Here is a 26,683-nt window from a genome sequence, read left to right on the forward strand (position 1 = left end):
ATATTTAATTTTCTATTGCTAACTCTCTTGATTATGCTTATAATTGTTTTAACGAGAGGGAGAAGATTATGGAAAAATATACAAAATCGCAAATTATAAAAGGACGCCTAAAATTTATTATTATGTCATTAATCGGAATTATGCTTTTCTTAATTCCCATACCAGTGACTGAAGATGGCAAGAAACAAACTACCTTGACCGTAGCATTTTTAGCACATTGGCTGAAAGATATATTAGGAGGCTCGATGCCTTATATCTTACTGATTGTCATTACACTTTCAGGAATCCTTACTTTATTATGTTCTACTATTCTTAGAAATCGAATTAATCCTCAAGGTTTAATGAACACAGTATTCAATGTGACACCGATTTGGTTGATTGTAAGATTATTAGCGGTTGTCTTTGCCTGGATGACTTTCTTACATTTCGGTACCACAATCGTTTACTCAGATGACACAGGTAATTTAATTTTCTCAGATTTATTGCCAACCTTACTATCGGTATTTTTCTTCGCAGCTTTATTTTTACCGCTTCTACTAGAATTCGGTTTATTAGAAATGCTTGGACCGATATTCCGACCAGTCATGAGACCATTATTCACATTACCTGGCCGTTCTACTGTTGATAATTTGGCATCATTTATCGGAGATGGTACAGTAGGTGTAATTATCACTAGCCGTCAATATGAACAAGGTTTTTACTCTAGAAGAGAAGCGACGGTTATTGCGACTACTTTCAGTGTAGTATCGTTAACCTTTGCGATTGTGGTAGCTGAAACAGTCGGTATGCAGAACCATTTCTTCTATTTTTACTTAACCGTTATTGTTTCTTGTTTAGTGGCGGCAGTCATTATGCCGAGAATTTGGCCGTTACGCAATGTGCCTGATGAATACGCAGTGGAAAATAGTGAGTACAGTAAAGACGAATCTAAACCAGAAGGCGTTTCAGCTGTGCGACATGGTTTTAATTTAGCTACTGAAAAAGGAATTAAAGCACCTGGCTTTATCGATTTCTTCAAATCAGGATTAGGAACTGTTGTGGATATGTGGTTTGCAATTTTACCAGTCGTAATGACAATTGGTACCTTGGCAACAATTATAGCGACATATACGCCATTCTTTGAAATTATCGGTAAACCATTTGTTCCGTTATTAGAGCTATTACAAATTCCTGAAGCAGGACGTGCGTCTGAAACGATGCTCGTAGGATTTGCAGATATGTTCTTACCTTCTATCTTAATTGATGGAGTGAAAAGCCAAGTCACTTTATTTGTAGTAGGGGCATTGAGTATTTCTCAATTGATTTACTTATCTGAAGTTGGAGGCGTTATCTTAGGTTCTAAGATTCCAGTCAGTATCGGCAAATTGTTTGTCATTTTCTTACTCAGAACTATCATTGTATTACCTATTATAGCGTTAATGGCGCATTTATATTTCTAATAGACAAGGGGGCTGTGACATTAGTTTGTCGCAACCCCCTCTTTGTTTGCTATTCTAATTTACCAAGTGCTGTAAGAACATGAGATTTTACGAGATTGCTGCCAATAATCGGTGATTCTTTCTTTTCTTGATTATCAGATTCTTTTTTATCGGAACGTTGGTGAGCTTGTTTGAAGGCATCACTATTCTTCCAATTTTCAAAGTCTTTTTCTGAATCCCACCAAGTTGTCACATACATTTCTTCAGTATCTGCATTGTCATCTTCGATTAATGAAACTTCAACACGATTAAATCCCGGCATCTCTTCCAACTTTGGATTAGAAGTGAAACGTGGTGCCATTTTTTCTGCGAAACCTTTTTTAACTTCAATTCTATTTGTAACGATATACATCATTCATCTCTCCTTTATTTAAAATTTTCTCTCTTTATTTTTACCCTAATTGTAAATAGATTAGAAGTAAAATATATACACGGTTCACAAAAGGGTTTGTTTCAAAATTTTTAGTGGTAAAAATTATAAAGTAAAAATATGTGAAATGATCATAATGGAAGGAGGGAAGCAATGCAGAAAAAAGAAGTCAGTATGGCTGAACTGTTTTTCGATTTGGTATTTGTATATGTGTTATCTACTATCAATCAAACTGTACAACATGTTTCACAATCGTTAGTAAGTTTTGAAAGTTTAGGAAAAAACTTGGTACTATTTTTAGTGTTTTATTCAATTTGGGTTTATCATACTTTGTTGATTAACCGCTTCTTTGAGCAAAAATGGTATCAATATGTATTCCTTTTTACAGATATGTTTTTAATTTTATGCCTTTCAAAAGCCATTAATAGTAATTTCCAAGAAACATTTATTCCTTTTGCATCGATAACTGCATGTATATACGTGAGTTTAATGGTGCAATATTTCTTGAATCATATGTTGATTAGACATCGTCTCAGCAATCGTCTGATTCGTGTCTACTTAACCGGTTTAGGCTTAACTATTATATTTTTTATTTTAGGACTGGTATTGCCTAAAAATATAAATTTCTGGTTTTTTATGATTGGGATTATTATTGCTGTATCAAATCCAGGTGTTTGTTGGAGGGCGTCCAAACAAAACCCGGTATTTTTCTCACATTTAACTGAACGGTTAAGTTTGTTCATGATTATATTATTCGGGGAAGGTATCGTTCAAATTGTACCGACTATTAAACTTTCTAACTTTAATGTACTAGATATTGTATATTTCATTCTCATTGTAAGTATGTTTATCATTTATTCATTTCATTATAAAGGTAGTCTGGATCAAGAAAAAAATGATGATTCTGGGTTAATTACAATCTATATACACTTATTCATTATTTATGCTACTAATATAGTTTTCTTGATTATGCATAAAGCATTATCAGCTCACACTTTGAGTAGTGGAGAGCAGATTGGCTATACTTTAGCATTTTGCCTGTTCTTATTCGGTATATTCATCGATACAATATTGCATCGCGATATTGATAAAGGGAAAAAGTTATATGTAGGAATCATTTTAGCAGCGACAATATTAGGTTTAGTGATAACAAATATTCACTTTATTACGATTGTAGAGATATTAGCGATACTTTTATTATGCGGAATGTATTACGGAGAAAATAAGAGCATTTTAAATAAGTACTTATAATAAGAAAAAAGAAGCGGCCACATGTTGAGTTTGTGGCCGCTTCGTCTTTCGTTTATTTCGTTAACTCATTATAGACTTTTTTGTCATTAAATGTATAAATGATGTATTCGTGATCGTCAGTATCGATAATAACGCGATTTGTTTTACCGAAAGTAGTACCGATTCGTGAAACTTCTTTGCCTTCTTCAGGTACTGCGTGCAAGTCTTGATCTTCTTTTATGCTTTTGATGCTGTCTGTAGGAATTTTAATGTTAGCGACTCTCCATTGGATTCTTACTTCATTATTATCCTTTTTTACTGTCATTGCCATTACAAGAACACATCCTTTTGAAATATTGTAAATACATCATACACTATTTGGAAAACGTTTTCAACAATTATGAGATACTTTTTTGAGAATGTGTCATACTAATGAAAAGCGAACATACGTACCGAAAATATGTTCGCTTTTGAAGGCGGATTATGGTAAAATAATAAAATCAGAAGGGAGATTAGAGATGACAGGAAAAACGCACATATCATGCGGGTTTTTAATAGGAACGCTCGCAGTAAATTATTATCATCCTGATTTGTTCAATTCTATTACAACTGTTGTCTTAGCAGTAGGTGGGAGCATGCTGCCGGATATTTGTCACACACAGAGCAAAATAGGACGTCGCTTTAAATTTTTAAGTTTTATCGTTCGTACTTTGTTCGGTCATAGAACATTTACACATTCTCTCTTATTCACATTATTAATGGCATTACTATTAACAAGTATTCATACACCAGAAATGTATTTTACAGCTTTCATCGGTGGAATGGCCTCTCACATTATCTTGGATATGTTGACACCTAGAGGCGTTAAGTTGTTATATCCATTGCCATTATCTGTTAAACTCCCCATTCAATTTAAAACGGGCGGAATGGTAGATTTATCATTAGCAACCGCATTTACTTTCGGTGGTACATATGTTATATTTCGCGAAGTTATTAATCAGTGGCTGAATCAATTTATAACCTTGCCGTTTTGATAGCGTGACTTTAAAAGGTATAAATTAGAATTAATCAGGATTAAGCCGAACTGATTAATATATGATATAATCTTAGGGTATTAAGAGTATCGAAATATATTAATATTTTGAACACTCGTTAATCGCGGAGAAACTTAAGGAGAGGTACCATGTTGGATAAGAACAAATTAGAGAAAAATAATCAACAACATTTATTAGAATATGAGAAATTAATGAGTTCGAATGAAAAAGAAAATATTGCTTCTAAATTAGAATCTTTGGATTTATCTGCTATTCAAGATATGTATCAATCACTTTACGTTGAGAAGTCGCAAAATAAAAGCAAAGAAGCAAAAGAGGCGACCGAAGTTAAATATAAAGTTAAGGACGACTATTCTAAGGAAGAGTTGGACGCATTTTATCATACAGGAATCGATGCGATTAAAGAAGGTCAATTTGCCGTTGTGCTTATGGCAGGCGGGCAAGGTACTCGATTAGGCTATGATGGACCAAAGGGTTCTTTTGAAATCGAAGGGACGAGCCTTTTCGAATTACAAGCCAAACAGTTGATTCATCTAGCAGAAGTAGCGGGTCGTAAAATTGATTGGTATATTATGACAAGCGACATCAATGATGAAGCAACACGCCATTTCTTTGAGGAAAAGAATTATTTTGGATATGACGCCAACTCTATTCATTTCTTTAAACAGCAAAATATTGTTGCTTTAAATGAAGAAGGCAGTATCGTATTAGGCGAAAATGGCGAAGTTATGGAAACGCCGAACGGAAACGGCGGTGTATTTAAAGCCCTTGAGGAGCAAGGTTACCTCGATAAGATGGAAGAAGACGGCATAAAATTTATATTTATGAATAATATTGATAATGTGTTAGCACGTGTACTGGATCCTGTATTTGCTGGATTTACGGTGGAGTATAATCGCGATATCAGCTCTAAATCAATCGAACCTAAACCAGGGGAGAGTGTAGGACGTTTAGTCAATATTAATTGTAAAGATGCTGTGCTTGAGTATTCAGAGTTGGATGAAGCTGAAGCGGATGCATTCCATAATGCGAATATCGGTATTCATGCTTTTAAACTTGCTTTTATACAGTCAGCTGTAGATAGAGAAATGCCTTATCATTTAGCAGTGAAGCAATTAGCACAGTTGGATGAAGATTTCGATATTGTGACAAAGCCTACTTTAAAATTTGAATTATTTTATTTTGATATCTTTAAATACGCAACAAGTTTTATCACATTGCAAGTGCCACGAGATGAAGAATTTTCACCGCTAAAAAATCGCGAAGGAAAAGATAGCGTGGAAACTGCAACTAATGATTTAAAACGCAGAAATCTTATTTAACCGTAAAGGTGGAGTCATTATTGAAACAGACTTCAAACACAGGAAAAGAAAACGCAATTAGCCGATTCAAGGATATTATCCCCTTATCATTCGGAGAAGAAATTGGAAATGCTGCATCACATGGGGCTGCTGCTTTAATAACATTAATTGCCTTACCTTATGCAGCCGTACATAGTTATAACCAAGGTGGTACGTTAACGTCTGTCAGCGTGTCAATTTATGTAATCAGTATTTTTTTAATGCTGCTATCTTCTACAATTTATCATGTGATGCAAAATAATTCTTCTCATAAATATATTATGAGAATTGTGGATCACAGTATGATTTATATCGCTATTGCTGGTACGTACACTCCAGTATCATTAGTATTGGTCGGAGGATGGTTCGGCTGGATTATTATGATATTATTGTGGGGCATTACAATATGGGGTATTCTCTACAAAGCAATCGCTGAGAAAGTAAATCCCAAATTAAGTTTATTTATGTATTTAATTATGGGTTGGGTTGGAATCATCTATATTCCGATTATATGGAAAGAAGCATCATGGCAATTTATGCTATTTATTTTGCTTGGCGGTATTGCCTATACAATCGGAGCATGGTTTTACGCTCAGAAGAATAAGCCCTATTTTCATATGATTTGGCATATCTTTATTGTAATTGCTTCATTGTGCCACTTCATCGGTATTTTGTATTATATGTAGATAGAATGAAACAGAGGATGGAACTTTAAATGACAATCAGAAAGGGTTGTTTTAAAGTTGCCAACCTCTTTCTTATTGTAAGAATCCAAGAAAAGAGATTAAGAAAAGAGGAATTCGTTTTATGAAATTGAAATCAATTGGGGTAGTGACTGCGCTAGTATTGATTATGTTCATGTCAGCCATTGAAACATCGATTATTTCTTTAGCACTGCCTACAATTAAACAAGATTTAAATGTAACAGCTTCAATTTCTTTAGTGTTCTCAGTTTATTTTATAGCACTTGTGATTGTGAATCCTTTAGTAGGAGAGTTCTTGTCACGCTTTAAACTTATTTATGTGACGATAACGGGATTGTTGTTATTTAGTATCGGAAGTTTGTTTTCAGGATTAAGCAGTACATTTACATTATTAATTATCTCTCGCTTTGTGCAAGGTCTTGGCGCAGGGATTATGATGGTATTAAGCCAAATCGTTCCCAAATTAGCTTTTGAAATTCCTTTAAGATATAAGATCGTGGGGATTGTCGGAAGCGTTTGGGGGATTTCAAGCATTATTGGTCCTTTATTAGGCGGGGGAATTTTAGAATTTGCAACATGGCATTGGTTGTTCTTCATTAACATTCCGATTGCAGTGATTGCAGCTATCCTTGCCTTCATCACTTTTCATTTTGATGAAGACAAAGTTGAAAACGAAGAACCTTTTGACAGCAAAGGACTTTCCTTTTTTTACTTAACATTAATCTTTATTGTCGGAGCAGTCACAACACCCCTTCCGATTTGGTTAAAAATCATTACTTTCATTATTGGTGCAGTTATAGCTTATAAATTGTTTAAGGTAGAAAAGAAAATGCGTGTTCCGTTTCTTCCTGTATCTGAATTCAACCGCACAATTACGTTAGTGTTCGTTACTGACTTTATGTATGCCATGATCTTAATGGGTTATAATTTATATATGCCGATCTATTTACAAGAAGAGTTAGGATTATCACCGTTGCAAAGTGGTTTCGTAGTATTTCCTATTTCTGTAGCTTGGCTAGTTATTAATTTCAATCTGCATCGTATTGAGGCGAATATAACTAGAAAAACACTTTATATCGGTGCGTTCGCTTCGTTACTGGTATGCAGTATTCTTATATTTGCTACTCATGCAGCTCCGGTATTATTAGCTGTTACATTATTGCTTGCAGGTGCGAGTTTCGGTGTGGTTTACACGAAAGACAGTGTGATAGTGCAAGAAGAAACATCTCCAAATGAGATGAAACGCATGATGTCTTTCTATTCATTATCGAAAAATCTTGGTAATTCCATCGGTTCTACTATTATGGGTGGTATTTATACCATGCCGTTTGTGGTAGGAGGCGCACGTATTCTTAATAACGTGACGCTGATTATAGTGTTTATTTTAATCCTTTTCGCACTATGGTGGACTCTGTATAAAAATAATAAATCAGAAGCCTGAAGAAATATCCCGTGGTGAAGCGGGATATTTTAATTTATAGAGAGGTTTTTATTGTGTTATGATACATGTGTAAAAAATTACCGTAAAGAAAGAGGTGAGGATGCTTGAAATTTTTTAAAAACAACTTTTTCAATCTTATATCTACTTTAATTGTTATCTTAGTGTTTGTGATTTCGGGTGCGATATTCCTCACACTTTTAGGTTTTGTATTATATGGGTTAAGTAGACTGCTTATTTTCTTTCATCTAGGGTATTTTGGTTATAATAAAGGTTTTTACCAAAATCTATTTTATTATGGCAGTTATATTGTACTCGGTTACTTTACAATGTTTACCGTAGAATATCTAATGGATTACTTTAAAAAGAAATTACCGCAGAGTCCATATTTTCACGGTGCAATTTTCCATCTGATTTCCTATTCTGTTACTACAGTGATGTTCTTTTTCATTGTGCACATTCATTATGTATATATAAATATTGATTATTGGGTTATTATGTTGATTATAGCTTTCTTATATATATGTAAAGAAGTATTTTATCCAGATAGCGAAAATCTAAATAGAAATAAGTAATCTCCGCAAGCAATTAGTTTGCTTTGCTAACCTTTATTATTGCATCATAACAAAGGTAAGTACGAAAAGGAGTGTTTAAATGTCCGAACAGGTCATAACCAAACATAGACGTAATATAATTGTTACAGTGATGATATTAAGTGGTTTTATTTCTATTCTTAACCAGACATTACTTAATACAGCTTTACCAGCGATTATGAAGGGGCTGCATGTTGGGGAGAATACTGCACAATGGTTAGTGACAGGTTTTATGCTCGTTAATGGCGTTATGATTCCATTAACAGCTTATTTAATGGATAAAATAAAAACTAGACCTTTGTATCTGGCCTCAATGGGTATCTTTTTAGCAGGTACAATTCTAGCAGCTATCGCACCTAATTTCGGAATCTTAATGACAGCACGTGTCATTCAAGCAATGGGTGCCGGTATTATAATGCCGTTAATGCAATTTACGTTATTTTCATTATTTCCGAAAGATAGACGTGGCTTTGCAATGGGGCTTGCTGGCCTAGTGATTTCCTTCGCCCCAGCAATAGGGCCGACTCTATCTGGTTTGATTATAGACATCAGCAGTTGGAGAGTACCTTTTATTGCAGTTGCTGTAATTGCAGGAGCAGGTTTTATATTCGGAGCAACAAGTATCTCTAACTATAATGAACCTAAAGATATTACATTGGACAAACTATCAGTTGTTTACTCAACGTTAGGTTTCGGTGTAATGTTATATGCATTTAGTAATGCTGGATCATTAGGGTTTACGAGTTGGATGTTCTATGTACCACTTATAGCAAGTTTAATTGTAATCGGTCTGTTTATTAAACGACAACTGACAATTGCGAATCCTATTTTGAACTTGAGAGTGTTTAAAAATAAAACCTTTACTCTTACTACAATCTGTTCAATGATTGTAATGACTTCTATGATAGGACCTGCATTGTTAATACCTATGTATGTACAAAATGCAATGGGACTTTCAGCAATGCTCTCTGGTATGGTGATTTTACCGGGTGCTATTATTAATGGTGCAATGTCGATATATACAGGGAAAGCTTACGATAAATACGGAGTAAGACCATTGATTATCATAGGTTTTACTATGTTGATAATCTTGACGGGTGTATTAGCTTTCTTACGGGTAGATACACCTTATTGGCTCCTTGTGGTCATTTATGCTATCAGAATGTTCTCGGTCTCTATATTAACGATGCCGTTAAATACAGCGGGCGTTAATGCTCTGCCGAACAAAGATATTTCGCATGGTACAGCAATTATGAACTTCGCTAGAATGATGGCTTCATCAATAGGTACTGCTTTAATGGTAGCCTTGATGACTTTGGGAGCAAAAACTTTTGCGCCAAAACCGCATGAAGCAGCGTCTAAAGAATTATTGCAAAGAGAGGCTGTTGCACGCGGAGTAGATTTATCCTTCGGTGTAATTACTTTATTAGTCATAATAGGTTTAGTTGTTGGATTATTTGTAAGAGACAAAGAAAAAACGCGTAAAGCACCGAACGTGCGAGAAATTTAAATAAAACAATGGTTAAAACCAGTAAAAACAGTGTTTAGAGTGTTTTTACTGGTTTTATGTAATTTAATTACTGAATTTAGTATTTTGATTGAATCATTCGTTACCACTTACCCCCTAAGTTTGTTAAAATAGAAGGAGTAAATAATTATATATTTGGGGTGACAAGCTTTGTTAACAGTTGAACAAGTCAACAAATTAGTAGGGAATCTAAAAGATCCAATTTTAGATGTACCGCTTAAAGATACAGGTGGTATTGTCAATATCACAATAAAAGAAGAAATTGATCATGTCAGTGTCAAAATTGCAATGGCTAAATTAGGTGGGAAACCACAATTAGATTTGCAAATGGCTATTGTAGAAACCTTAAAAGAAAATGGGGCAAATACAGTAGGTATTCGTTTTGAAGAATTAAAACCTGAAACGGTTGCTAAATTTACAGGAGAAGATCCGAATGCTGAGCCTCAAACAATTGAAGGATTACTTTCAAAAGATAACCCAGTTGAATTTATTGCCATTGCTTCTGGTAAAGGCGGTGTAGGTAAATCAACAGTTGCAGTCAATCTTGCAGTAGCATTGGCAAGAGAAGGCAAGAAAGTAGGATTAATTGATGCGGATATTTATGGTTTCAGTGTTCCTGATATGATGGGAATCGATAAAAAACCAGGTATTGAAGGTAAATCAGTTAAACCAGTTGAACGTCACGGAGTTAAAGTGATGTCTATGGCATTCTTTGTTGAAGAAAATGCACCTGTTATCTGGCGTGGACCAATGTTAGGTAAAATGCTTACTAATTTCTTTACAGATGTAAAATGGGGAGAATTAGATTACTTATTATTAGATTTACCTCCAGGAACTGGAGATGTCGCTTTAGATGTGCATACAATGCTCCCTTCAAGTAAAGAAATCATTGTAACTACACCACATCCAACTGCAGCATTTGTTGCAGCACGTGCTGGTGCAATGGCTAAACATACTGAACACTCAATCCTAGGTGTTATTGAAAACATGTCTTATTTTGAAAGCAAGGAAACAGGAAATAAAGAATATGTTTTCGGTAAAGACGGCGGTAAAAAATTAGCAGATGAACTTAATTCAGAGTTATTGGGACAATTACCACTTGCTCAACCGACTTGGGATCCCAAAGATTTCGCGCCATCTATTTATCAGCCTACAGATAAATTAGGTGAAATATATCAAGAAATGGCACAAAAAATCATTACTAAAACAATGAAATAAGCAAGAATTCCTTTAAACGCATGTTTTTTAAAAAAATATGCGTTTTTCTATTGCAATTTTTTGTAATCCTGTTAGAATATATCTTTGTGAGCGAGAGAAAGAAAGATGTCTCGCAGCTAAAAAAATATATTTGAAATTAAGTGTTGACTTAATAGTTAATTGATGATATATTAATAAAGTCGCTGAAAAAAGCAAAGCGATTAAAAATGAGAGTGTAAAATTGACTCTTGATAAAATGAAGAAAACATTTTAAAATTGTAAAAGTAATGTTAATTAGTTATTGACTTTCTTGAAAAGAAATGATACAATAAATAACGTTACTGAATAAAATGAACATTGAAAACTGAATGACAATATGTCAACGTTAATTCCAATTAACAAACGTCTTAGACGTTTTAAAACAAATTAGTTTTTTATGAGCTAGTCAAACAAATCATAAACTTTTATGGAGAGTTTGATCCTGGCTCAGGATGAACGCTGGCGGCGTGCCTAATACATGCAAGTCGAGCGAACAGACGAGGAGCTTGCTCCTCTGACGTTAGCGGCGGACGGGTGAGTAACACGTGGGTAACCTACCTATAAGACTGGAATAACTCCGGGAAACCGGGGCTAATGCCGGATAATATGCGGAACCGCATGGTTCCGCAATGAAAGACGGTTTTGCTGTCACTTATAGATGGACCCGCGCCGTATTAGCTAGTTGGTAAGGTAACGGCTTACCAAGGCAACGATACGTAGCCGACCTGAGAGGGTGATCGGCCACACTGGAACTGAGACACGGTCCAGACTCCTACGGGAGGCAGCAGTAGGGAATCTTCCGCAATGGGCGAAAGCCTGACGGAGCAACGCCGCGTGAGTGATGAAGGTCTTCGGATCGTAAAACTCTGTTATTAGGGAAGAACAAGTGCGTAGGTAACTATGCGCACCTTGACGGTACCTAATCAGAAAGCCACGGCTAACTACGTGCCAGCAGCCGCGGTAATACGTAGGTGGCAAGCGTTATCCGGAATTATTGGGCGTAAAGCGCGCGTAGGCGGTTTTTTAAGTCTGATGTGAAAGCCCACGGCTCAACCGTGGAGGGTCATTGGAAACTGGAAAACTTGAGTGCAGAAGAGGAAAGTGGAATTCCATGTGTAGCGGTGAAATGCGCAGAGATATGGAGGAACACCAGTGGCGAAGGCGACTTTCTGGTCTGCAACTGACGCTGATGTGCGAAAGCGTGGGGATCAAACAGGATTAGATACCCTGGTAGTCCACGCCGTAAACGATGAGTGCTAAGTGTTAGGGGGTTTCCGCCCCTTAGTGCTGCAGCTAACGCATTAAGCACTCCGCCTGGGGAGTACGGCCGCAAGGCTGAAACTCAAAGGAATTGACGGGGACCCGCACAAGCGGTGGAGCATGTGGTTTAATTCGAAGCAACGCGAAGAACCTTACCAAATCTTGACATCCTTTGACCGCTCTAGAGATAGAGTCTTCCCCTTCGGGGGACAAAGTGACAGGTGGTGCATGGTTGTCGTCAGCTCGTGTCGTGAGATGTTGGGTTAAGTCCCGCAACGAGCGCAACCCTTAAGCTTAGTTGCCAGCATTAAGTTGGGCACTCTAAGTTGACTGCCGGTGACAAACCGGAGGAAGGTGGGGATGACGTCAAATCATCATGCCCCTTATGATTTGGGCTACACACGTGCTACAATGGACAGTACAAAGGGCAGCGAAACCGCGAGGTCAAGCAAATCCCATAAAGCTGTTCTCAGTTCGGATTGTAGTCTGCAACTCGACTACATGAAGCTGGAATCGCTAGTAATCGTAGATCAGCATGCTACGGTGAATACGTTCCCGGGTCTTGTACACACCGCCCGTCACACCACGAGAGTTCGTAACACCCGAAGCCGGTGGAGTAACCTTTTAGGAGCTAGCCGTCGAAGGTGGGACGAATGATTGGGGTGAAGTCGTAACAAGGTAGCCGTATCGGAAGGTGCGGCTGGATCACCTCCTTTCTAAGGATATATACGGAACAGTTTCAACAGAAACTGACGGAATAACGTGACATATTGTATTCAGTTTTGAATGCTCATCCGAGTATTCATGATTGTACATTGAAAACTAGATAAGTAAGTAAAAATAGATTTTACCAAGCAAAACCGAGTGAATTAGAGTTTTAAAAGCTTTATTCATTTAAATGAATCGCTAGTAATCGATTTGCCTACGGCAAAGAAGATTACTCACATAATTAATAACGTGATTAAGTTATTAAGGGCGCACGGTGGATGCCTTGGCACTAGAAGCTGATGAAGGACGTTACTAACGACGATATGCTTTGGGTAGCTGTAAGTAAGCGTTGATCCAGAGATTTCCGAATGGGGGAACCCAGCACAAGTTATGTTGTGTTATCGACATGTGAATACATAGCATGTCCGAAGGCAGACGCGGAGAACTGAAACATCTTAGTACCCGCAGGAAGAGAAAGAAAACTCGATTCCCTGAGTAGCGGCGAGCGAAACGGGAAGAGCCCAAACCAATGAGCTTGCTCATTGGGGTTGTAGGACACTCTACACGGAGTTACAAAAGAATTGATTAGACGAATCGTACTGGAAAGTCGAACCAGAGAAGGTAAGAGTCCTGTAGTCGAAAGTCAATTCTCTCCTGAGTGGATCCTGAGTACGACGGAGCACGTGAAATTCCGTCGGAATCCGGGAGGACCATCTCCCAAGGCTAAATACTCTCTAGTGACCGATAGTGAACCAGTACCGTGAGGGAAAGGTGAAAAGTACCCCGGAAGGGGAGTGAAAGAGAACTTGAAACCGTGTGCTTACAAGTAGTCAGAGCCCGTTAATGGGTGATGGCGTGCCTTTTGTAGAATGAACCGGCGAGTTACGATCTGATGCAAGGTTAAGCAGCGAATGCGGAGCCGCAGCGAAAGCGAGTCTGAACAGGGCGTTGAGTATTTGGTCGTAGACCCGAAACCAGGTGATCTACCCTTGGTCAGGTTGAAGTTCAGGTAACACTGAATGGAGGACCGAACCGACTTACGTTGAAAAGTGAGCGGATGAACTGAGGGTAGCGGAGAAATTCCAATCGAACCTGGAGATAGCTGGTTCTCTCCGAAATAGCTTTAGGGCTAGCCTCAAGTGATGATTGTTGGAGGTAGAGCACTGTTTGGACGAGGGGCCCCTCTCGGGTTACCGAATTCAGACAAACTCCGAATGCCAATCAATTTAACTTGGGAGTCAGAACGTGGGTGATAAGGTCCATGTTCGAAAGGGAAACAGCCCAGACCACCAGCTAAGGTCCCAAAATATATGTTAAGTGGCAAAGGATGTGGTATTGCCCAGACAACTAGGATGTTGGCTTAGAAGCAGCCATCATTTAAAGAGTGCGTAATAGCTCACTAGTCGAGTGACACTGCGCCGAAAATGTACCGGGGCTAAACATATTACCGAAGCTGTGGACTGTCCTTCGGACAGTGGTAGGAGAGCGTTCTAAGGGCGTCGAAGCATGATCGCAAGGACATGTGGAGCGCTTAGAAGTGAGAATGCCGGTGTGAGTAGCGAAAGATGGGTGAGAATCCCATCCACCGATTGACTAAGGTTTCCAGAGGAAGGCTCGTCCGCTCTGGGTTAGTCGGGTCCTAAGCCGAGGCCGACAGGCGTAGGCGATGGATAACAGGTTGATATTCCTGTACCGCCAATAATCGTTTTAAGCGATGGGGGGACACAGTAGGATAGGCGAAGCGTGCTGTTGGAGTGCACGTCCAAGCAGTAAGACTGAATGGTAGGCAAATCCGCCATTCACAAGGTCAAGCTGTGATGGGGAGAGGAAGCATGTTTTCCTCGAGTCGTTGATTTCACACTGTCGAGAAAAGCCTCTAGCTAGAGATTTGGCGCCCGTACCGCAAACCGACACAGGTAGTCAAGATGAGAATTCTAAGGTGAGCGAGAGAACTCTCGTTAAGGAACTCGGCAAAATGACCCCGTAACTTCGGGAGAAGGGGTGCTCTTTAGGGTTCACGCTCTGAAGAGCCGCAGTGAATAGGCCCAAGCGACTGTTTATCAAAAACACAGGTCTCTGCTAAACCGTAAGGTGATGTATAGGGGCTGACGCCTGCCCGGTGCTGGAAGGTTAAGAGGAGTGGTTAGCTTCTGCGAAGCTACGAATCGAAGCCCCAGTAAACGGCGGCCGTAACTATAACGGTCCTAAGGTAGCGAAATTCCTTGTCGGGTAAGTTCCGACCCGCACGAAAGGCGTAACGATTTGGGCACTGTCTCAACGAGAGACTCGGTGAAATCATAGTACCTGTGAAGATGCAGGTTACCCGCGACAGGACGGAAAGACCCCGTGGAGCTTTACTGTAGCCTGATATTGAAATTCGGCACAGCTTGTACAGGATAGGTAGGAGCCTTGGAAACGTGAGCGCCAGCTTACGTGGAGGCGTTGGTGGGATACTACCCTAGCTGTGTTGGATTTCTAACCCGCGCCATTGATCATGGCGGGAGACAGTGTCAGGCGGGCAGTTTGACTGGGGCGGTCGCCTCCTAAAGTGTAACGGAGGCGCTCAAAGGTTCCCTCAGAATGGTTGGAAATCATTCATAGAGTGTAAAGGCATAAGGGAGCTTGACTGCGAGACCTACAAGTCGAGCAGGGTCGAAAGACGGACTTAGTGATCCGGTGGTTCCGCATGGAAGGGCCATCGCTCAACGGATAAAAGCTACCCCGGGGATAACAGGCTTATCTCCCCCAAGAGTTCACATCGACGGGGAGGTTTGGCACCTCGATGTCGGCTCATCGCATCCTGGGGCTGTAGTCGGTCCCAAGGGTTGGGCTGTTCGCCCATTAAAGCGGTACGCGAGCTGGGTTCAGAACGTCGTGAGACAGTTCGGTCCCTATCCGTCGTGGGCGCAGGAAATTTGAGAGGAGCTGTCCTTAGTACGAGAGGACCGGGATGGACATACCTCTGGTGTACCAGTTGTCGTGCCAACGGCATCGCTGGGTAGCTATGTATGGACGGGATAAGTGCTGAAAGCATCTAAGCATGAAGCCCCCCTCAAGATGAGATTTCCCAACTTCGGTTATAAGATCCCTCAAAGATGATGAGGTTAATAGGTTCGGGGTGGAAGCATAGCGATATGTGGAGCTGACGAATACTAATCGATCGAAGACTTAATCCAATTTCAAGTTTTGATTGGTAGATTGATTTTACTTACTATCTAGTTTTGAATGTATAAGCATTCTATTGTCTGGTGACAATGGCAAAGAGGTCACACCTGTTCCCATGCCGAACACAGAAGTTAAGCTCTTTAGCGCCGATGGTAGTCGGACTTACGTTCCGCAAGAGTAGGACGTTGCCAGGCAATACTATTATTCCACAGTAGCTCAGTGGTAGAGCTATCGGCTGTTAACCGATCGGTCGTAGGTTCGAGTCCTACCTGTGGAGCCATATGGCCCCGTGGTCAAGCGGTTAAGACACCGCCCTTTCACGGCGGTAACACGGGTTCGAGTCCCGTCGGGGTCATTTACATATTGGAGAATTAGCTCAGCTGGGAGAGCATCTGCCTTACAAGCAGAGGGTCGGCGGTTCGAACCCGTCATTCTCCACCATCTTATTGAATTAAATACATGCTGGAGGGGTAGCGAAGTGGCTAAACGCGGCGGACTGTAAATCCGCTCCTTCGGGTTCGGCAGTTCGAATCTGCCCCCCTCCACCATCTTTATTGGGCTATAGCCAAGCGGTAAGGCAACGGACTTTGACTCCGTCACTCACTGGTTCGAATCCAGTTAGCCCAGCCATTAGAGCCATTAGCTCAGTTGGTAGAGCATCTGACTTTTAATCAGAGGGTCAGAGGTTCGAATCCTCTATGGCTCACTCTTAGCACTCTTTTTTAAGAGTGCTTTTTTTATGTTTTTTTTTAAAGAAGTAAAATTAATAATTATCTATTATGTATTTTCATTCAAGGCTATCGTTACTTTTATGATATAATTTGATTGTATGATGGCTGTTTATCAACTTGATAAAATAGTTTTCATTGTAATTAGGTTACCGGAGGAGATGCTATGAATTTTGGCAGCTTTTTTGAAAATTTTAACACGGTAAAGTTAATAACTAGTGTATTAGATTTAGTCATCGTCTGGTACGTGATTTATCTTCTAATCACGGTATTTAAAGGTACAAAAGCTATTCAACTCCTCAAAGGAATCATTGTTATTGTAATTGGTCGATGGGTAAGTGCAGCTTTAGATTTGACTACAACGGCTCGCTTGTTCGACATGGTTATTCAATGGGGATTCTTGGCAATCATTGTAATCTTCCAACCAGAAATCCGTCGTGCTTTAGAACAGTTGGGACGAGGGAATTTATTCCGTCGCTATACTGCTAGTTCTTCAGCTGATCAGCAAAAGTTGATTAAATCAGTTTCTGGTGCTGTACAATATATGGCTAAGAGACGTATTGGTGCCTTAATTGTTTTTGAGAAGAAAACAGGGTTACAAGATTATATCGAAACAGGTATCCCAATGGATTCTGATATCTCACAAGAATTGTTAACTAACGTTTTCATTCCGAATACACCATTACATGATGGCGCAATGATTATTCAAGGTACTAAAATAGCAAGTGCAGCTTGTTATTTACCGCTCTCTGACAGTTCTAAGATTTCGAAAAGCTTAGGTACAAGACACCGAGCGGCTGTTGGTATTTCAGAAGTATCGGATGCATTTACTGCGGTAGTATCAGAAGAAACAGGTTCTATTTCTATAACCTTTGATGGAAAACTCCGTAAAGACATTTCATTAGAAGTCTTTGAAGAATTATTAGCTGAACATTGGTTTGATACCAGACTTCAAAAGAAAGGTGTGAATTAGAATGTTTGAGAACAAATGGGGGTTACGTTTTGTAGCATTTGTCTTAGCATTAGCCTTCTTTTTAACTGTGAATAATGTCTTTGGTAATATTTTCAGTTCTTCAGCGTTAACTCAAAGTACAACGCGAACAATACAAAATGTGCCAGTAGAAGCTACATATAATAGTAAAGAATTATACGCATCTGGCATACCTGAAAATGTAGATGTCCAATTAAAGGGTTCACAATCTAAAGTTTTAAAAGCACAACAGTCTGACGATATTAAAGTGGAACTAGATTTGACTAAAACAAAGCTAGGGAAACATAAAGTCGACTATGTTATTAAAGGATTGGACAAGGATGTTGAAGGTACTGTTAATCCTAAACAGGCTAATGTCAATCTAGAGAAAAAGATCACTAGAGAAATGACTGTTCAAGCTGATGTGAGCAATAAGGACATTAATTCAGATTACAAAATTGCAAATGAATATGTTTCTCCCCATAAAGTCAAAGTAATTGGCGGCGAACATCAAGTGGATGATATTGCGTATTTGAAAGCAACTTTCAAAGATAATACTAATGTTAGCCAAGATACGACAGACACTGGAGAAATTGTAGCCTTTGATAAAAATTTGAATAAAATCGATGTTATAACTAAACCGAGCAATGTTAATATAACTGTAGAACTGAAGCCATATAGCAAAAAAGTAGATATTAAGAAAAAAGTGATTGGTAAAGCAAACTCGAATATAAAAGCGAGTGATATTGATTTATCAAAGCAACAAGTTGAAATCTTTGGAAACAGAGAAGACTTAAGTGATATCAATGAAATTACAGGTGAAATCAATCTTTCTGATTTCGATAATTCTGATGAAGCACCTGTAAAATTGAATATTCCTGACAAAGTGACAAATACAAATTCAAGTGATATCAATGCATATTTATCGACACACTAAAATTTTTAGCAATAAAAGGAGAAATTTGAAATGGGCAAATATTTTGGGACTGACGGTGTAAGAGGCGTAGCAAATAAAGAACTTACGCCTGAACTTGCTTTCAAATTAGGAAGATATGGAGGTTATGTTTTAGCACATAATGAAGATAAAAAACATCCGCAAGTACTCGTTGGACGTGATACACGAGTTTCTGGCGAAATGTTGGAATCTGCGCTTATTGCAGGACTAATTTCTATCGGTGCCGAAGTAATGAGATTAGGTGTTATTTCTACACCTGGTGTTGCTTATCTAACTAAAGAAATGGATGCAGAACTAGGAGTAATGATTTCTGCTTCACATAACCCAGTTGCGGATAATGGTATTAAATTCTTTGGATCAGATGGATTTAAATTATCTGACGATCAAGAAAGTGAAATTGAAGCATTATTGGATGAAGCAAATCCTGACTTACCTCGTCCAGTGGGTAATGAAATTGTACATTACTCTGATTACTTTGAAGGTGCTCAAAAATATTTAAGTTATATTAAATCAACAGTGGATGTTAATTTAGATGGACTTAAAATTGCATTGGACGGCGCAAATGGTTCTACTTCACAACTTGCTCCATTTTTATTTGGAGATTTAGAAGCAGATACAGAAGTGATAGGCTGCAGCCCAGATGGTTACAATATCAATGACGGCGTAGGTTCGACGCATCCTGAAGCATTAGCGAAAACAGTAGTAGAAACAGAAAGTGACTTTGGTTTAGCCTTTGACGGTGACGGAGATCGCTTAATTGCTGTAGATGAAAAAGGAAACATTGTAGATGGTGACCAAATTATGTTTATTATTGGGCAAGAAATGGCTAAAAACCAAGAACTCAATGATAATATGATTGTTTCTACAGTAATGAGCAACCTTGGATTCTATAAAGCATTAGAAGCTGAAGGTATTCAATCCAATAAAACTAAAGTTGGCGATCGTTATGTTGTAGAAGAAATGCGCAAAGGTAATTATAACCTTGGTGGCGAACAATCCGGTCATATTGTATTAATGGATTACAATACGACAGGTGATGGATTGCTTACAGGCGTACAATTAGCTGCAGTAATCAAATTAACAGGAAAATCATTAAGTGAGCTTGCAGGACAAATGAAAAAATATCCTCAATCATTGATTAATGTACGTGTTACTGATAAACATGGCGTTACAGATAACGCAGATGTTAAAGCAGAAATGGACCGTGTAGAAGCTGATATGAATGGAGAAGGACGTATCTTAGTTCGTCCATCAGGCACTGAACCATTAGTGCGTGTCATGGTAGAAGCAGCTACAGATGAAAAGGCTCAAAATTATGCACAGCAAATTGCTGATGTAGTAGAAGAAAAAATGGGCTTAGATCAATAAAGTAATATAAAAATAGCAGGAGCTGGGACAAAATAATGTCTCAGCTCCTGCTATTTAGATTGGCAGTAGCTATCTGAATAGAAAATGTGCTTGTTCTAAGCTTTTTCCTATTTTCGTTAGTCTTGCATAACGGGGTAATGAAATAATTTTAATCAATGTTATTTCTGCCCCGATTTTCTATCTCACCATTTGGATTTCATCGTGTTGTATTAAATCTTCTAATAATCTATTGTGTTCAAATGAACGTCTAATTGAAACTTTGCCAATCACATTCATTGTAATGGTATCTTTATCAATTTTAAGGATATGAATTTGTATATTTTTCACATGGTGATATAAAAATATTTTCGTAATTTTATTTTGGATATCTTGGGAGTAATCTGCTTGAATATGCACTTTGATAGATTCACTTAATCGAATAGATTTAAAGAGCATATCTTCTCTGAACACATATTGGATAATCACTATTAAGATAGTAGAAACGATACCGATAAAATAGAGACCAGAACCTAATGCCATTCCGATACCTGATGTTATCCAAATACCTGCTGCTGTAGTTAGCCCATTGACATTTTGATTTCTGATTAGGATGGTACCTGCACCAATAAAACTAATTCCGCTTACAACTTGAGCACCAATACGTGAAGGATCCAGGCTGATATTAGTTTCATGTAGAATATCGTTGAATCCGTATTTAGAGATGATTAGAAAGAGGGCAGAAGCTGCAGCAACAAGTATATGTGTTCTTATACCTGCTGATTTCAATCGCACTGTCCTCTCATATCCTATTGTAGCGCCGCATATAGCCGAAATAAAAATACGTAAAAATAAATCTAATTGAAACATCATCATTATCGTTTTCCCCTTGTTCTCTCTTCTCTATAAATAATATATACCACTTATGGAAAAAAATAGACTGGCAACTCACGTTTATTTGTGAATTGCCAGTTTTAAATTTTATTTTAGAGTTGGTTGTAAACAGTTTTGTTATAATCAGATATTTTATTCTGAATAAAATTCATGGGAAATATCTAACTTCTAACAAAAATGGCAAATTATTTGTAATAATCATAGTTGTAAGCGTATTCACTTTAAGTAAATGTTTGCAATTATGAAAACAAACATTGTACAATGATTTATATTACGTACAAAGGAGGGCAGAGGTAACAAATTATAATTATAGCGCCCGTACAACTTAAGCGAAGAAAGCAGCGATTTATAACTTAAAGCAGAAGTCATAATAGCTTTGAAGCGGATGTTGTAGACGAGGAAGACAGTGATCGATTATCGGCGGATGCTGTCTCGGATGAGGTCATTCGTAAATTTACAAAGCAAAACACGGAGGCGACTCGGTGCACAAAGTTTGTAAATAGACCGACGTTTATATTTTTTTATTTTTTTATATTTTTTGAAGCGGAACTCAAATACAAGGGGATAGTACGCCTTTTTTAAGCGATTGGTGTGAGCAATTACTTTCAAGGTGTTAATTTTTGATGTGTTGCTATTGAATAAGTGAGAAGATTTAATTAGATAACTAAAAAAAGAAAATATTCCCCTGTCAAAAGGGTTACCGCAATTTTAAAATGCGGAGGAATTTTATTATGTGTGGAATCGTAGGATATATTGGGAAAGATAATGCTAAAGAAATTTTACTTAAAGGTTTAGAGAAATTAGAATATAGAGGTTATGATTCAGCTGGTATTGCATTAGAAAATAAAAACGGTGTTACAGTTTTTAAAGAAAAAGGTCGTATTGCAGATTTAAGAAACCTTGCTGATGATAGTGACGTAGACGGTACATTAGGAATTGGACATACTCGTTGGGCGACACACGGTGTGCCTAATCATGAGAACTCTCATCCTCATCAATCTGCATCTAAACGCTTTACTTTAGTGCATAACGGAGTAATTGAGAACTATGAAGAATTGCGCGATGAATATTTACCGAATGTAAAATTCTTATCAGAAACAGATACTGAAGTTATCGTACAATTAATTGAACATTTTTCAGATAAAGGTCTTTCAACAGAAGAAGCATTCGTGGAAGTTGTGAAATTGTTGCATGGTTCTTATGCTTTAGCTTTATTAGACGAAGAAGATAAAGATACAATTTATGTAGCTAAAAATAAATCACCATTATTAATTGGTGTAGGCGATGAATTTAACGTTGTAGCATCTGATGCTTTAGCAATGTTGCAAGTTACAAATGAATATAAAGAAATTCAAGACCACGAGATTGTTATCGTTAAACGTGATGAAGTTGTGATCAAAGATTTAGACGGCAATGTTCAAGACCGTGATACTTATACAGCTGAAATTGATGCCGCTGATGCTGAAAAAGGTGTTTATGATCATTATATGCTTAAAGAAATTCATGAACAGCCAGCTGTAATGCGTCGTATTATTCAAGAATACCAAGACGAAGAAGGTAACTTGAAAATGGATGATGCTATTATTGACGAAGTTGCAAAAGCAGACCGTATCTACATTATTGCAGCAGGTACAAGTTACCATGCCGGTTTAGTAGGTAAAGAATTTATTGAAAAATGGGCAGGCGTACCAACTGAAGTACATGTAGCTTCTGAGTTTGTATATAATACACCGCTTCTTTCTGAAAAACCATTGTTCATCTATATTTCACAATCAGGTGAAACTGCAGACAGCCGTGCTGTATTAGTAGAAATGAAAAAACGCGGTCATAAATCTCTTACAGTTACAAACGTACCAGGCTCAACATTATCACGTGAAGCAGATCACACGTTGTTATTACATGCTGGACCTGAGATTGCAGTAGCATCTACAAAAGCATACACTGCACAAATTGCTGTGCTTTCTATTCTTTCTCAAATCGTGGCTGAACGTCATGGTAAAGAAGCAACTATCGATTTATTACAAGAATTAGCAAAAGCAGCTAATGCTATGGAAGCAGTTGTAGATGATGCTGAATTTATGGAACAAATTGCAACTGATTATTTAGCAACAACACGCAATGCGTTCTTTATCGGCCGTACAATTGATTACAACGTCAGTCTTGAAGGTGCCTTGAAACTAAAAGAAATTTCATATATTCAAGCTGAAGGTTTTGCAGGCGGCGAATTAAAACACGGTACAATTGCCTTGATTGAAGACAATACACCTGTTATTGCACTTGCAACTCAAGAAAATGTAAACTTATCTATCCGTGGTAATGTGAAAGAAGTTGCTGCACGTGGTGCACATACTTGCATTATTTCAATGGACGGTTTGAATAAAGCAGGAGACACTTATGTGATTCCTCAAATTAATGAATTGTTGACGCCACTCGTGTCAGTAGTACCATTACAATTAATTTCATACTATGCTGCGTTGCACCGTGGCTTAGACGTTGATAAACCACGTAACTTAGCTAAATCAGTTACTGTAGAATAATAATCGTTTTACAAACTGTCACTTTTCAACGAAGTGGCAGTTTTTTTATATATTACTAGGTTGCTAAAATACTGTTAAAATGCCATAATCAAGGCGATAACTAGAACTTGGAGGATAAGTAATGGATAACGTACAAGCGATATTTTTAGATATGGACGGAACAATACTGCAACACAATAATAAAGTATCAGATGAAACGGCTGAGATAATTAAAAAACTACGTCAAGTTGGATATAAAGTATTTATCGCAACAGGACGTTCTTTTGATGAAATTAAAAATCTAACACCAGAAGGATTTGAAATTGATGGTGTCATATCTTCAAATGGTACACGCGGTGATGCAGAAGGTAAAATGATTTTTGCACATAGTTTGACTTATAATGCAGTCCAACAAATTATTAAAGAAGCTAAAGCGCAACATATTTATTATGAAGTATTTCCGTTCAGCGGCAAGCGAATGATTTTAAATGAAGATTATGAGTGGATTACGAAGATGATAGAAGGAGATACCCCTCCTAACAATGTTAGCATCAGCGAGTGGAATTCACGTAAAACTGCACTCAATGGCAATGTTGATTGGGTTGATGAAATTCCTGAAACGAAATTTTCTAAGATTTATATGTTCACACCTGATTTAGAAAAAGTAACAAGCTTCAGAGAACACTTAATTGAAGAAAAAGATACATTGCAAATTTCTGTATCTAACTCTTCTCGTTACAATGCAGAAACTATGGCGGCTGGCATTGATAAGGGTACAGGTATAAAAGAAATGATCGAGTATTTTAATATTCCGCAATCAGCTACACTAGTGATAGGTGATAGTGATAACGACCGCTCAATGTTTGCTTTCGGACATTATACAGTTGCTATGAAAAATGCACGGCCTGAAATTCAAGCGCTCGCTAAAGATGTGACATCTTATGATAATGAAGAAAATGGGGCTGCACGCTATTTAGAAGAACATTTCTTAAAATAAAAAAAGAAGTCGGTGAAAACTTTTGAGGTTTCCACCGACTTTTTTGAGACTAGAATTATATCTTAGTCTATTTATTCAATTATTTTTTAAAATCATCTGAACGTTCATCAACATCTTTTTTCTTATTTTTTAAATGATCAAATGTTGAATCTGAATATTCTTCTTTAGTTTCTTTTAAATCTTCTTGTTTGCCGTCTGTGTTAAATTTTTCTTCAGCTTTATCTTTCGTTTCAGATGCTTTATTTGTAACATGATTCGTTTTATTGTCTTTATTGCTATCTTTTTCTTTAGCTTTTTTAGAACCTTTTACAGTAGCGGAACTTTCAACTACTTTATCTCCAATAGTAGTAGATTTCTGTTTACTTTCTGGGTGGAAGTGCTCTGTAGCTTTACTAAAGAATTGAACAATAGCCATTAAGTTTAAGTAGTAAACGACGATACGAATAACATACATAATTACAATCACAACATAAACTAATATTTTAGCTAAGTTTTGAGACATATGTTGCGTCGCAAGCACTACTAATTGTGGTATGGGTTCAGAGAAAATAATGACAATTAAGTTTAATAAAATTAAACCTAAGAATAATTTGAACCATGAATGACGACCATTTTTAAGAGATTTAAAGCTTTGTTTGACGTCTTTAAATGCTCCTGCTTGACGGTCTCTTAAATATGCAACAACATAAGCAATTACAATATAAGTAAAGAACCAAATAAACAGTGACGCGATTAATTTAGATATTGTCAAACCGATTAATTGAACGGTAATTAAAGCACCCATATTACCGCCTGTACCACTTTGCATACGAGATAGAATCGTGTGCATGAGGGCACTGAATAATTGGTTAACAACTGTTACTACAATGATGGTAATGAGCATTACTAACAGTGTAAACAATGCAAGTTTGACACTTTTTAGGTAGCTTCCTTTTTTGAAAGCAGTAAATACATCTGTTAAATGAACATCTTCTTTATGAATCGCTTTATAAACTACATTAATTGTACCAACTACTAATTGGAACCCTACAAATAAAAATATGAGCAATGGTATAATCAAGGCAATAATCAATGGTAGAGCTGCTTGGAACATTGGACCTTGATACATCATTGACATCATAAACATTTGCAGTGCCTGTTGCACGGGCATAAATGTAAATGCAACGATTAAAATGAATACAAAGAATGTTAAAATGCTGAAAAGAGCAGTTTTAGCATTTTGCGGCTTTGCATTCTTAAAAGCTTGTTTGTAAAATGTAAACAATGGCTTAGCACTCCTTTGATATGATATAAATACAATATCAAAAATTTGCTTGCATTCAAATTAAAAAACAAGTCAAATGTATATTATGTTACTTTTTAAGAATTTATAAACTGATATAAGGGTGATAAAAATGAAATTTGCAGTAATTACAGACATCCACGGAAATATGGATGCGTTATCAGCAGTGTTTAAAGATATTGATCGCAGAGGTGATATCGATCACATCTATAACTTAGGCGATGTGATAGGTATTGGTCACAATACAAATGAAGTGTTAGGAATTTTGACTGCCAGAGATGACGTAACTTCTATTGCCGGTAACCATGATGAAGCCATTATGTCTGTCATCAATGACACGCCTTATCCAGAAGATTTAAAAGACAAATTTTATGAGCATCATCACTGGGTAGCCGAGCATTTAAACCCTCAGTATTATGAATTTCTTAATGCATTGCCACGCGAATTCACCTTAGATTTGCTAGGTCAATCAGTATTAGGAATTCATTATGAAATTGAGAATAACAAATTAGAAGATACTATAGATCAAATTCCCTTCAGTCCGATTGTGGAACCGACAGCAGAACATATGAAAGAGTTATTTGCGGATAAAGAAGCGGATGTGATTTTATTCGGACATAATCATACATTACATCACTTCATCAACGAGGATACAGTTTATTTTAATCCAGGTTCAGTGGGACTTAATCGTGCACCTTACACTGTATATGGTATTGTAACGATTACGCCGGAACATTCTAATATAGAACAAGTTCGTGTCGCTTATGATAATACACGTTTCATAGATGGCTTTGAGGAAAAAGAAGTGCCAGGCAGAGCGCTGATCTTTGATAAGTTTATACAATAATGAAAAAGATCGTTGCTTCATCATCCTACACAGGGTGGGGGGAAG

Annotated in this window: 19 protein-coding genes, 6 tRNA genes and 3 rRNA genes; 24 read left to right on the top strand and 4 right to left on the bottom strand. The window is 37.5% G+C overall.

From position 1 onward, the window contains the following. The first annotated feature begins 68 nt into the window (after window positions 1-68). Window positions 69-1,439 carry a YjiH family protein gene (locus CKV71_RS04115; RefSeq protein WP_095104127.1) on the top strand — a complete coding sequence of 457 codons (1,371 nt, stop codon included), beginning with the start codon at window positions 69-71 and terminating at the stop codon, window positions 1,437-1,439. 49 nt (window positions 1,440-1,488) lie between these two features. Here the strand turns inward: CKV71_RS04115 and CKV71_RS04120 are convergent, their stop codons facing one another. Continuing rightward, on the bottom strand, window positions 1,489-1,830 hold the full coding sequence (locus CKV71_RS04120; RefSeq protein WP_095104129.1) for a heme oxygenase: 342 nt from the start codon (window positions 1,828-1,830) through the stop codon (window positions 1,489-1,491). A 171-nt stretch (window positions 1,831-2,001) separates the two neighbouring features. Here CKV71_RS04120 and CKV71_RS04125 point away from each other — a divergent pair, with 171 nt between their 5' ends. Beyond that, window positions 2,002-3,099 (top strand): low temperature requirement protein A, encoded by a 1,098-nt coding sequence (locus CKV71_RS04125; RefSeq protein WP_095104131.1) that lies wholly within the window; start codon window positions 2,002-2,004, stop codon window positions 3,097-3,099. A 52-nt stretch (window positions 3,100-3,151) separates the two neighbouring features. On the opposite strand, the gene CKV71_RS04130 is transcribed toward CKV71_RS04125, so the two are convergent. After that, complete coding sequence (locus CKV71_RS04130) at window positions 3,152-3,409, bottom strand: SunI/YnzG family protein (protein WP_095104133.1); 258 nt, start codon at window positions 3,407-3,409, stop codon at window positions 3,152-3,154. Window positions 3,410-3,596: 187 nt separating this feature from the next. Here CKV71_RS04130 and CKV71_RS04135 point away from each other — a divergent pair, with 187 nt between their 5' ends. From CKV71_RS04135 to glmM, 19 genes are all read left to right on the top strand, one after another. Then, the gene (locus CKV71_RS04135; RefSeq protein ID WP_095104135.1) at window positions 3,597-4,112 is read left to right on the top strand and encodes a metal-dependent hydrolase; all 516 of its coding nucleotides are present in this window, start codon (window positions 3,597-3,599) and stop codon (window positions 4,110-4,112) included. Between the two features lie 149 nt (window positions 4,113-4,261). Continuing rightward, complete coding sequence (locus CKV71_RS04140) at window positions 4,262-5,455, top strand: UTP--glucose-1-phosphate uridylyltransferase (RefSeq protein ID WP_095104137.1); 1,194 nt, start codon at window positions 4,262-4,264, stop codon at window positions 5,453-5,455. 20 nt (window positions 5,456-5,475) lie between these two features. Further along, the gene (gene trhA, locus CKV71_RS04145; RefSeq protein WP_095104139.1) at window positions 5,476-6,159 is read left to right on the top strand and encodes a PAQR family membrane homeostasis protein TrhA; all 684 of its coding nucleotides are present in this window, start codon (window positions 5,476-5,478) and stop codon (window positions 6,157-6,159) included. Window positions 6,160-6,280: 121 nt separating this feature from the next. Further along, window positions 6,281-7,618, top strand: coding sequence for a multidrug efflux MFS transporter SdrM (gene sdrM, locus CKV71_RS04150; RefSeq protein WP_095104141.1), 1,338 nt, complete (start codon window positions 6,281-6,283; stop codon window positions 7,616-7,618). Window positions 7,619-7,722: 104 nt separating this feature from the next. Continuing rightward, complete coding sequence (locus tag CKV71_RS04155; protein ID WP_095104143.1) at window positions 7,723-8,190, top strand: SepA family multidrug efflux transporter; 468 nt, start codon at window positions 7,723-7,725, stop codon at window positions 8,188-8,190. Between the two features lie 79 nt (window positions 8,191-8,269). Next, the gene (locus tag CKV71_RS04160) at window positions 8,270-9,718 is read left to right on the top strand and encodes an MDR family MFS transporter (RefSeq protein WP_095104145.1); all 1,449 of its coding nucleotides are present in this window, start codon (window positions 8,270-8,272) and stop codon (window positions 9,716-9,718) included. 168 nt (window positions 9,719-9,886) lie between these two features. Further along, a complete protein-coding gene (locus CKV71_RS04165; RefSeq protein ID WP_095104147.1) occupies window positions 9,887-10,954 on the top strand; it encodes a P-loop NTPase in 1,068 nt (355 codons plus the stop codon). A gap of 442 nt (window positions 10,955-11,396) precedes the next feature. Beyond that, window positions 11,397-12,948: ribosomal RNA gene (locus CKV71_RS04170) — 16S ribosomal RNA — on the top strand. Between the two features lie 243 nt (window positions 12,949-13,191). Further along, window positions 13,192-16,116: ribosomal RNA gene (locus CKV71_RS04175) — 23S ribosomal RNA — on the top strand. Window positions 16,117-16,184: 68 nt separating this feature from the next. Next, window positions 16,185-16,299 (top strand): 5S ribosomal RNA (gene rrf / locus CKV71_RS04180). Together the 16S, 23S and 5S rRNA genes with 6 tRNA genes alongside form the textbook arrangement of a ribosomal RNA operon. 11 nt (window positions 16,300-16,310) lie before the next feature. Then, window positions 16,311-16,385: transfer RNA gene (locus CKV71_RS04185), tRNA-Asn, on the top strand. Between the two features lie 3 nt (window positions 16,386-16,388). Next, window positions 16,389-16,460, top strand: a tRNA-Glu gene (locus tag CKV71_RS04190). Between the two features lie 10 nt (window positions 16,461-16,470). Continuing rightward, window positions 16,471-16,546 (top strand) — tRNA-Val (locus CKV71_RS04195). A 23-nt stretch (window positions 16,547-16,569) separates the two neighbouring features. After that, window positions 16,570-16,653, top strand: a tRNA-Tyr gene (locus CKV71_RS04200). A 7-nt stretch (window positions 16,654-16,660) separates the two neighbouring features. Further along, a tRNA-Gln gene (locus CKV71_RS04205) sits at window positions 16,661-16,735 on the top strand. Window positions 16,736-16,738: 3 nt separating this feature from the next. Continuing rightward, window positions 16,739-16,811: transfer RNA gene (locus CKV71_RS04210), tRNA-Lys, on the top strand. A 188-nt stretch (window positions 16,812-16,999) separates the two neighbouring features. Further along, window positions 17,000-17,806 carry a diadenylate cyclase CdaA gene (gene cdaA, locus CKV71_RS04215; RefSeq protein ID WP_095104149.1) on the top strand — a complete coding sequence of 269 codons (807 nt, stop codon included), beginning with the start codon at window positions 17,000-17,002 and terminating at the stop codon, window positions 17,804-17,806. A 1-nt stretch (window position 17,807) separates the two neighbouring features. Then, window positions 17,808-18,740, top strand: coding sequence for a CdaR family protein (locus tag CKV71_RS04220; protein WP_095104151.1), 933 nt, complete (start codon window positions 17,808-17,810; stop codon window positions 18,738-18,740). A 30-nt stretch (window positions 18,741-18,770) separates the two neighbouring features. Further along, window positions 18,771-20,126, top strand: coding sequence for a phosphoglucosamine mutase (gene glmM, locus CKV71_RS04225; RefSeq protein ID WP_095104153.1), 1,356 nt, complete (start codon window positions 18,771-18,773; stop codon window positions 20,124-20,126). A 177-nt stretch (window positions 20,127-20,303) separates the two neighbouring features. Here glmM and CKV71_RS04230 read toward each other — a convergent pair whose 3' ends face one another. Then, window positions 20,304-20,978, bottom strand: coding sequence for an MgtC/SapB family protein (locus CKV71_RS04230; protein ID WP_231917547.1), 675 nt, complete (start codon window positions 20,976-20,978; stop codon window positions 20,304-20,306). Between the two features lie 749 nt (window positions 20,979-21,727). Between CKV71_RS04230 and glmS the strand changes: the two genes are divergently transcribed. After that, entirely contained in the window at window positions 21,728-23,533 is a 1,806-nt protein-coding gene (gene glmS, locus CKV71_RS04235) for a glutamine--fructose-6-phosphate transaminase (isomerizing) (protein WP_095104155.1), read from the top strand. 121 nt (window positions 23,534-23,654) lie between these two features. Beyond that, window positions 23,655-24,509: an HAD family hydrolase gene (locus CKV71_RS04240; RefSeq protein WP_095104157.1), complete on the top strand. Its 855-nt coding sequence runs from the start codon at window positions 23,655-23,657 to the stop codon at window positions 24,507-24,509. Between the two features lie 79 nt (window positions 24,510-24,588). On the opposite strand, the gene CKV71_RS04245 is transcribed toward CKV71_RS04240, so the two are convergent. Further along, window positions 24,589-25,773: a hypothetical protein gene (locus CKV71_RS04245; protein ID WP_095104159.1), complete on the bottom strand. Its 1,185-nt coding sequence runs from the start codon at window positions 25,771-25,773 to the stop codon at window positions 24,589-24,591. A gap of 130 nt (window positions 25,774-25,903) precedes the next feature. On the opposite strand from CKV71_RS04245, the gene CKV71_RS04250 reads away from it, so the two are divergent. Further along, on the top strand, window positions 25,904-26,638 hold the full coding sequence (locus CKV71_RS04250; RefSeq protein ID WP_095104161.1) for a metallophosphoesterase family protein: 735 nt from the start codon (window positions 25,904-25,906) through the stop codon (window positions 26,636-26,638). Window positions 26,639-26,683: the final 45 nt, after the last annotated feature.

The organism is Staphylococcus piscifermentans, assembly GCF_900186985.1.
GTDB classification, from domain to species: Bacteria; Bacillota; Bacilli; order Staphylococcales; family Staphylococcaceae; genus Staphylococcus; species Staphylococcus piscifermentans.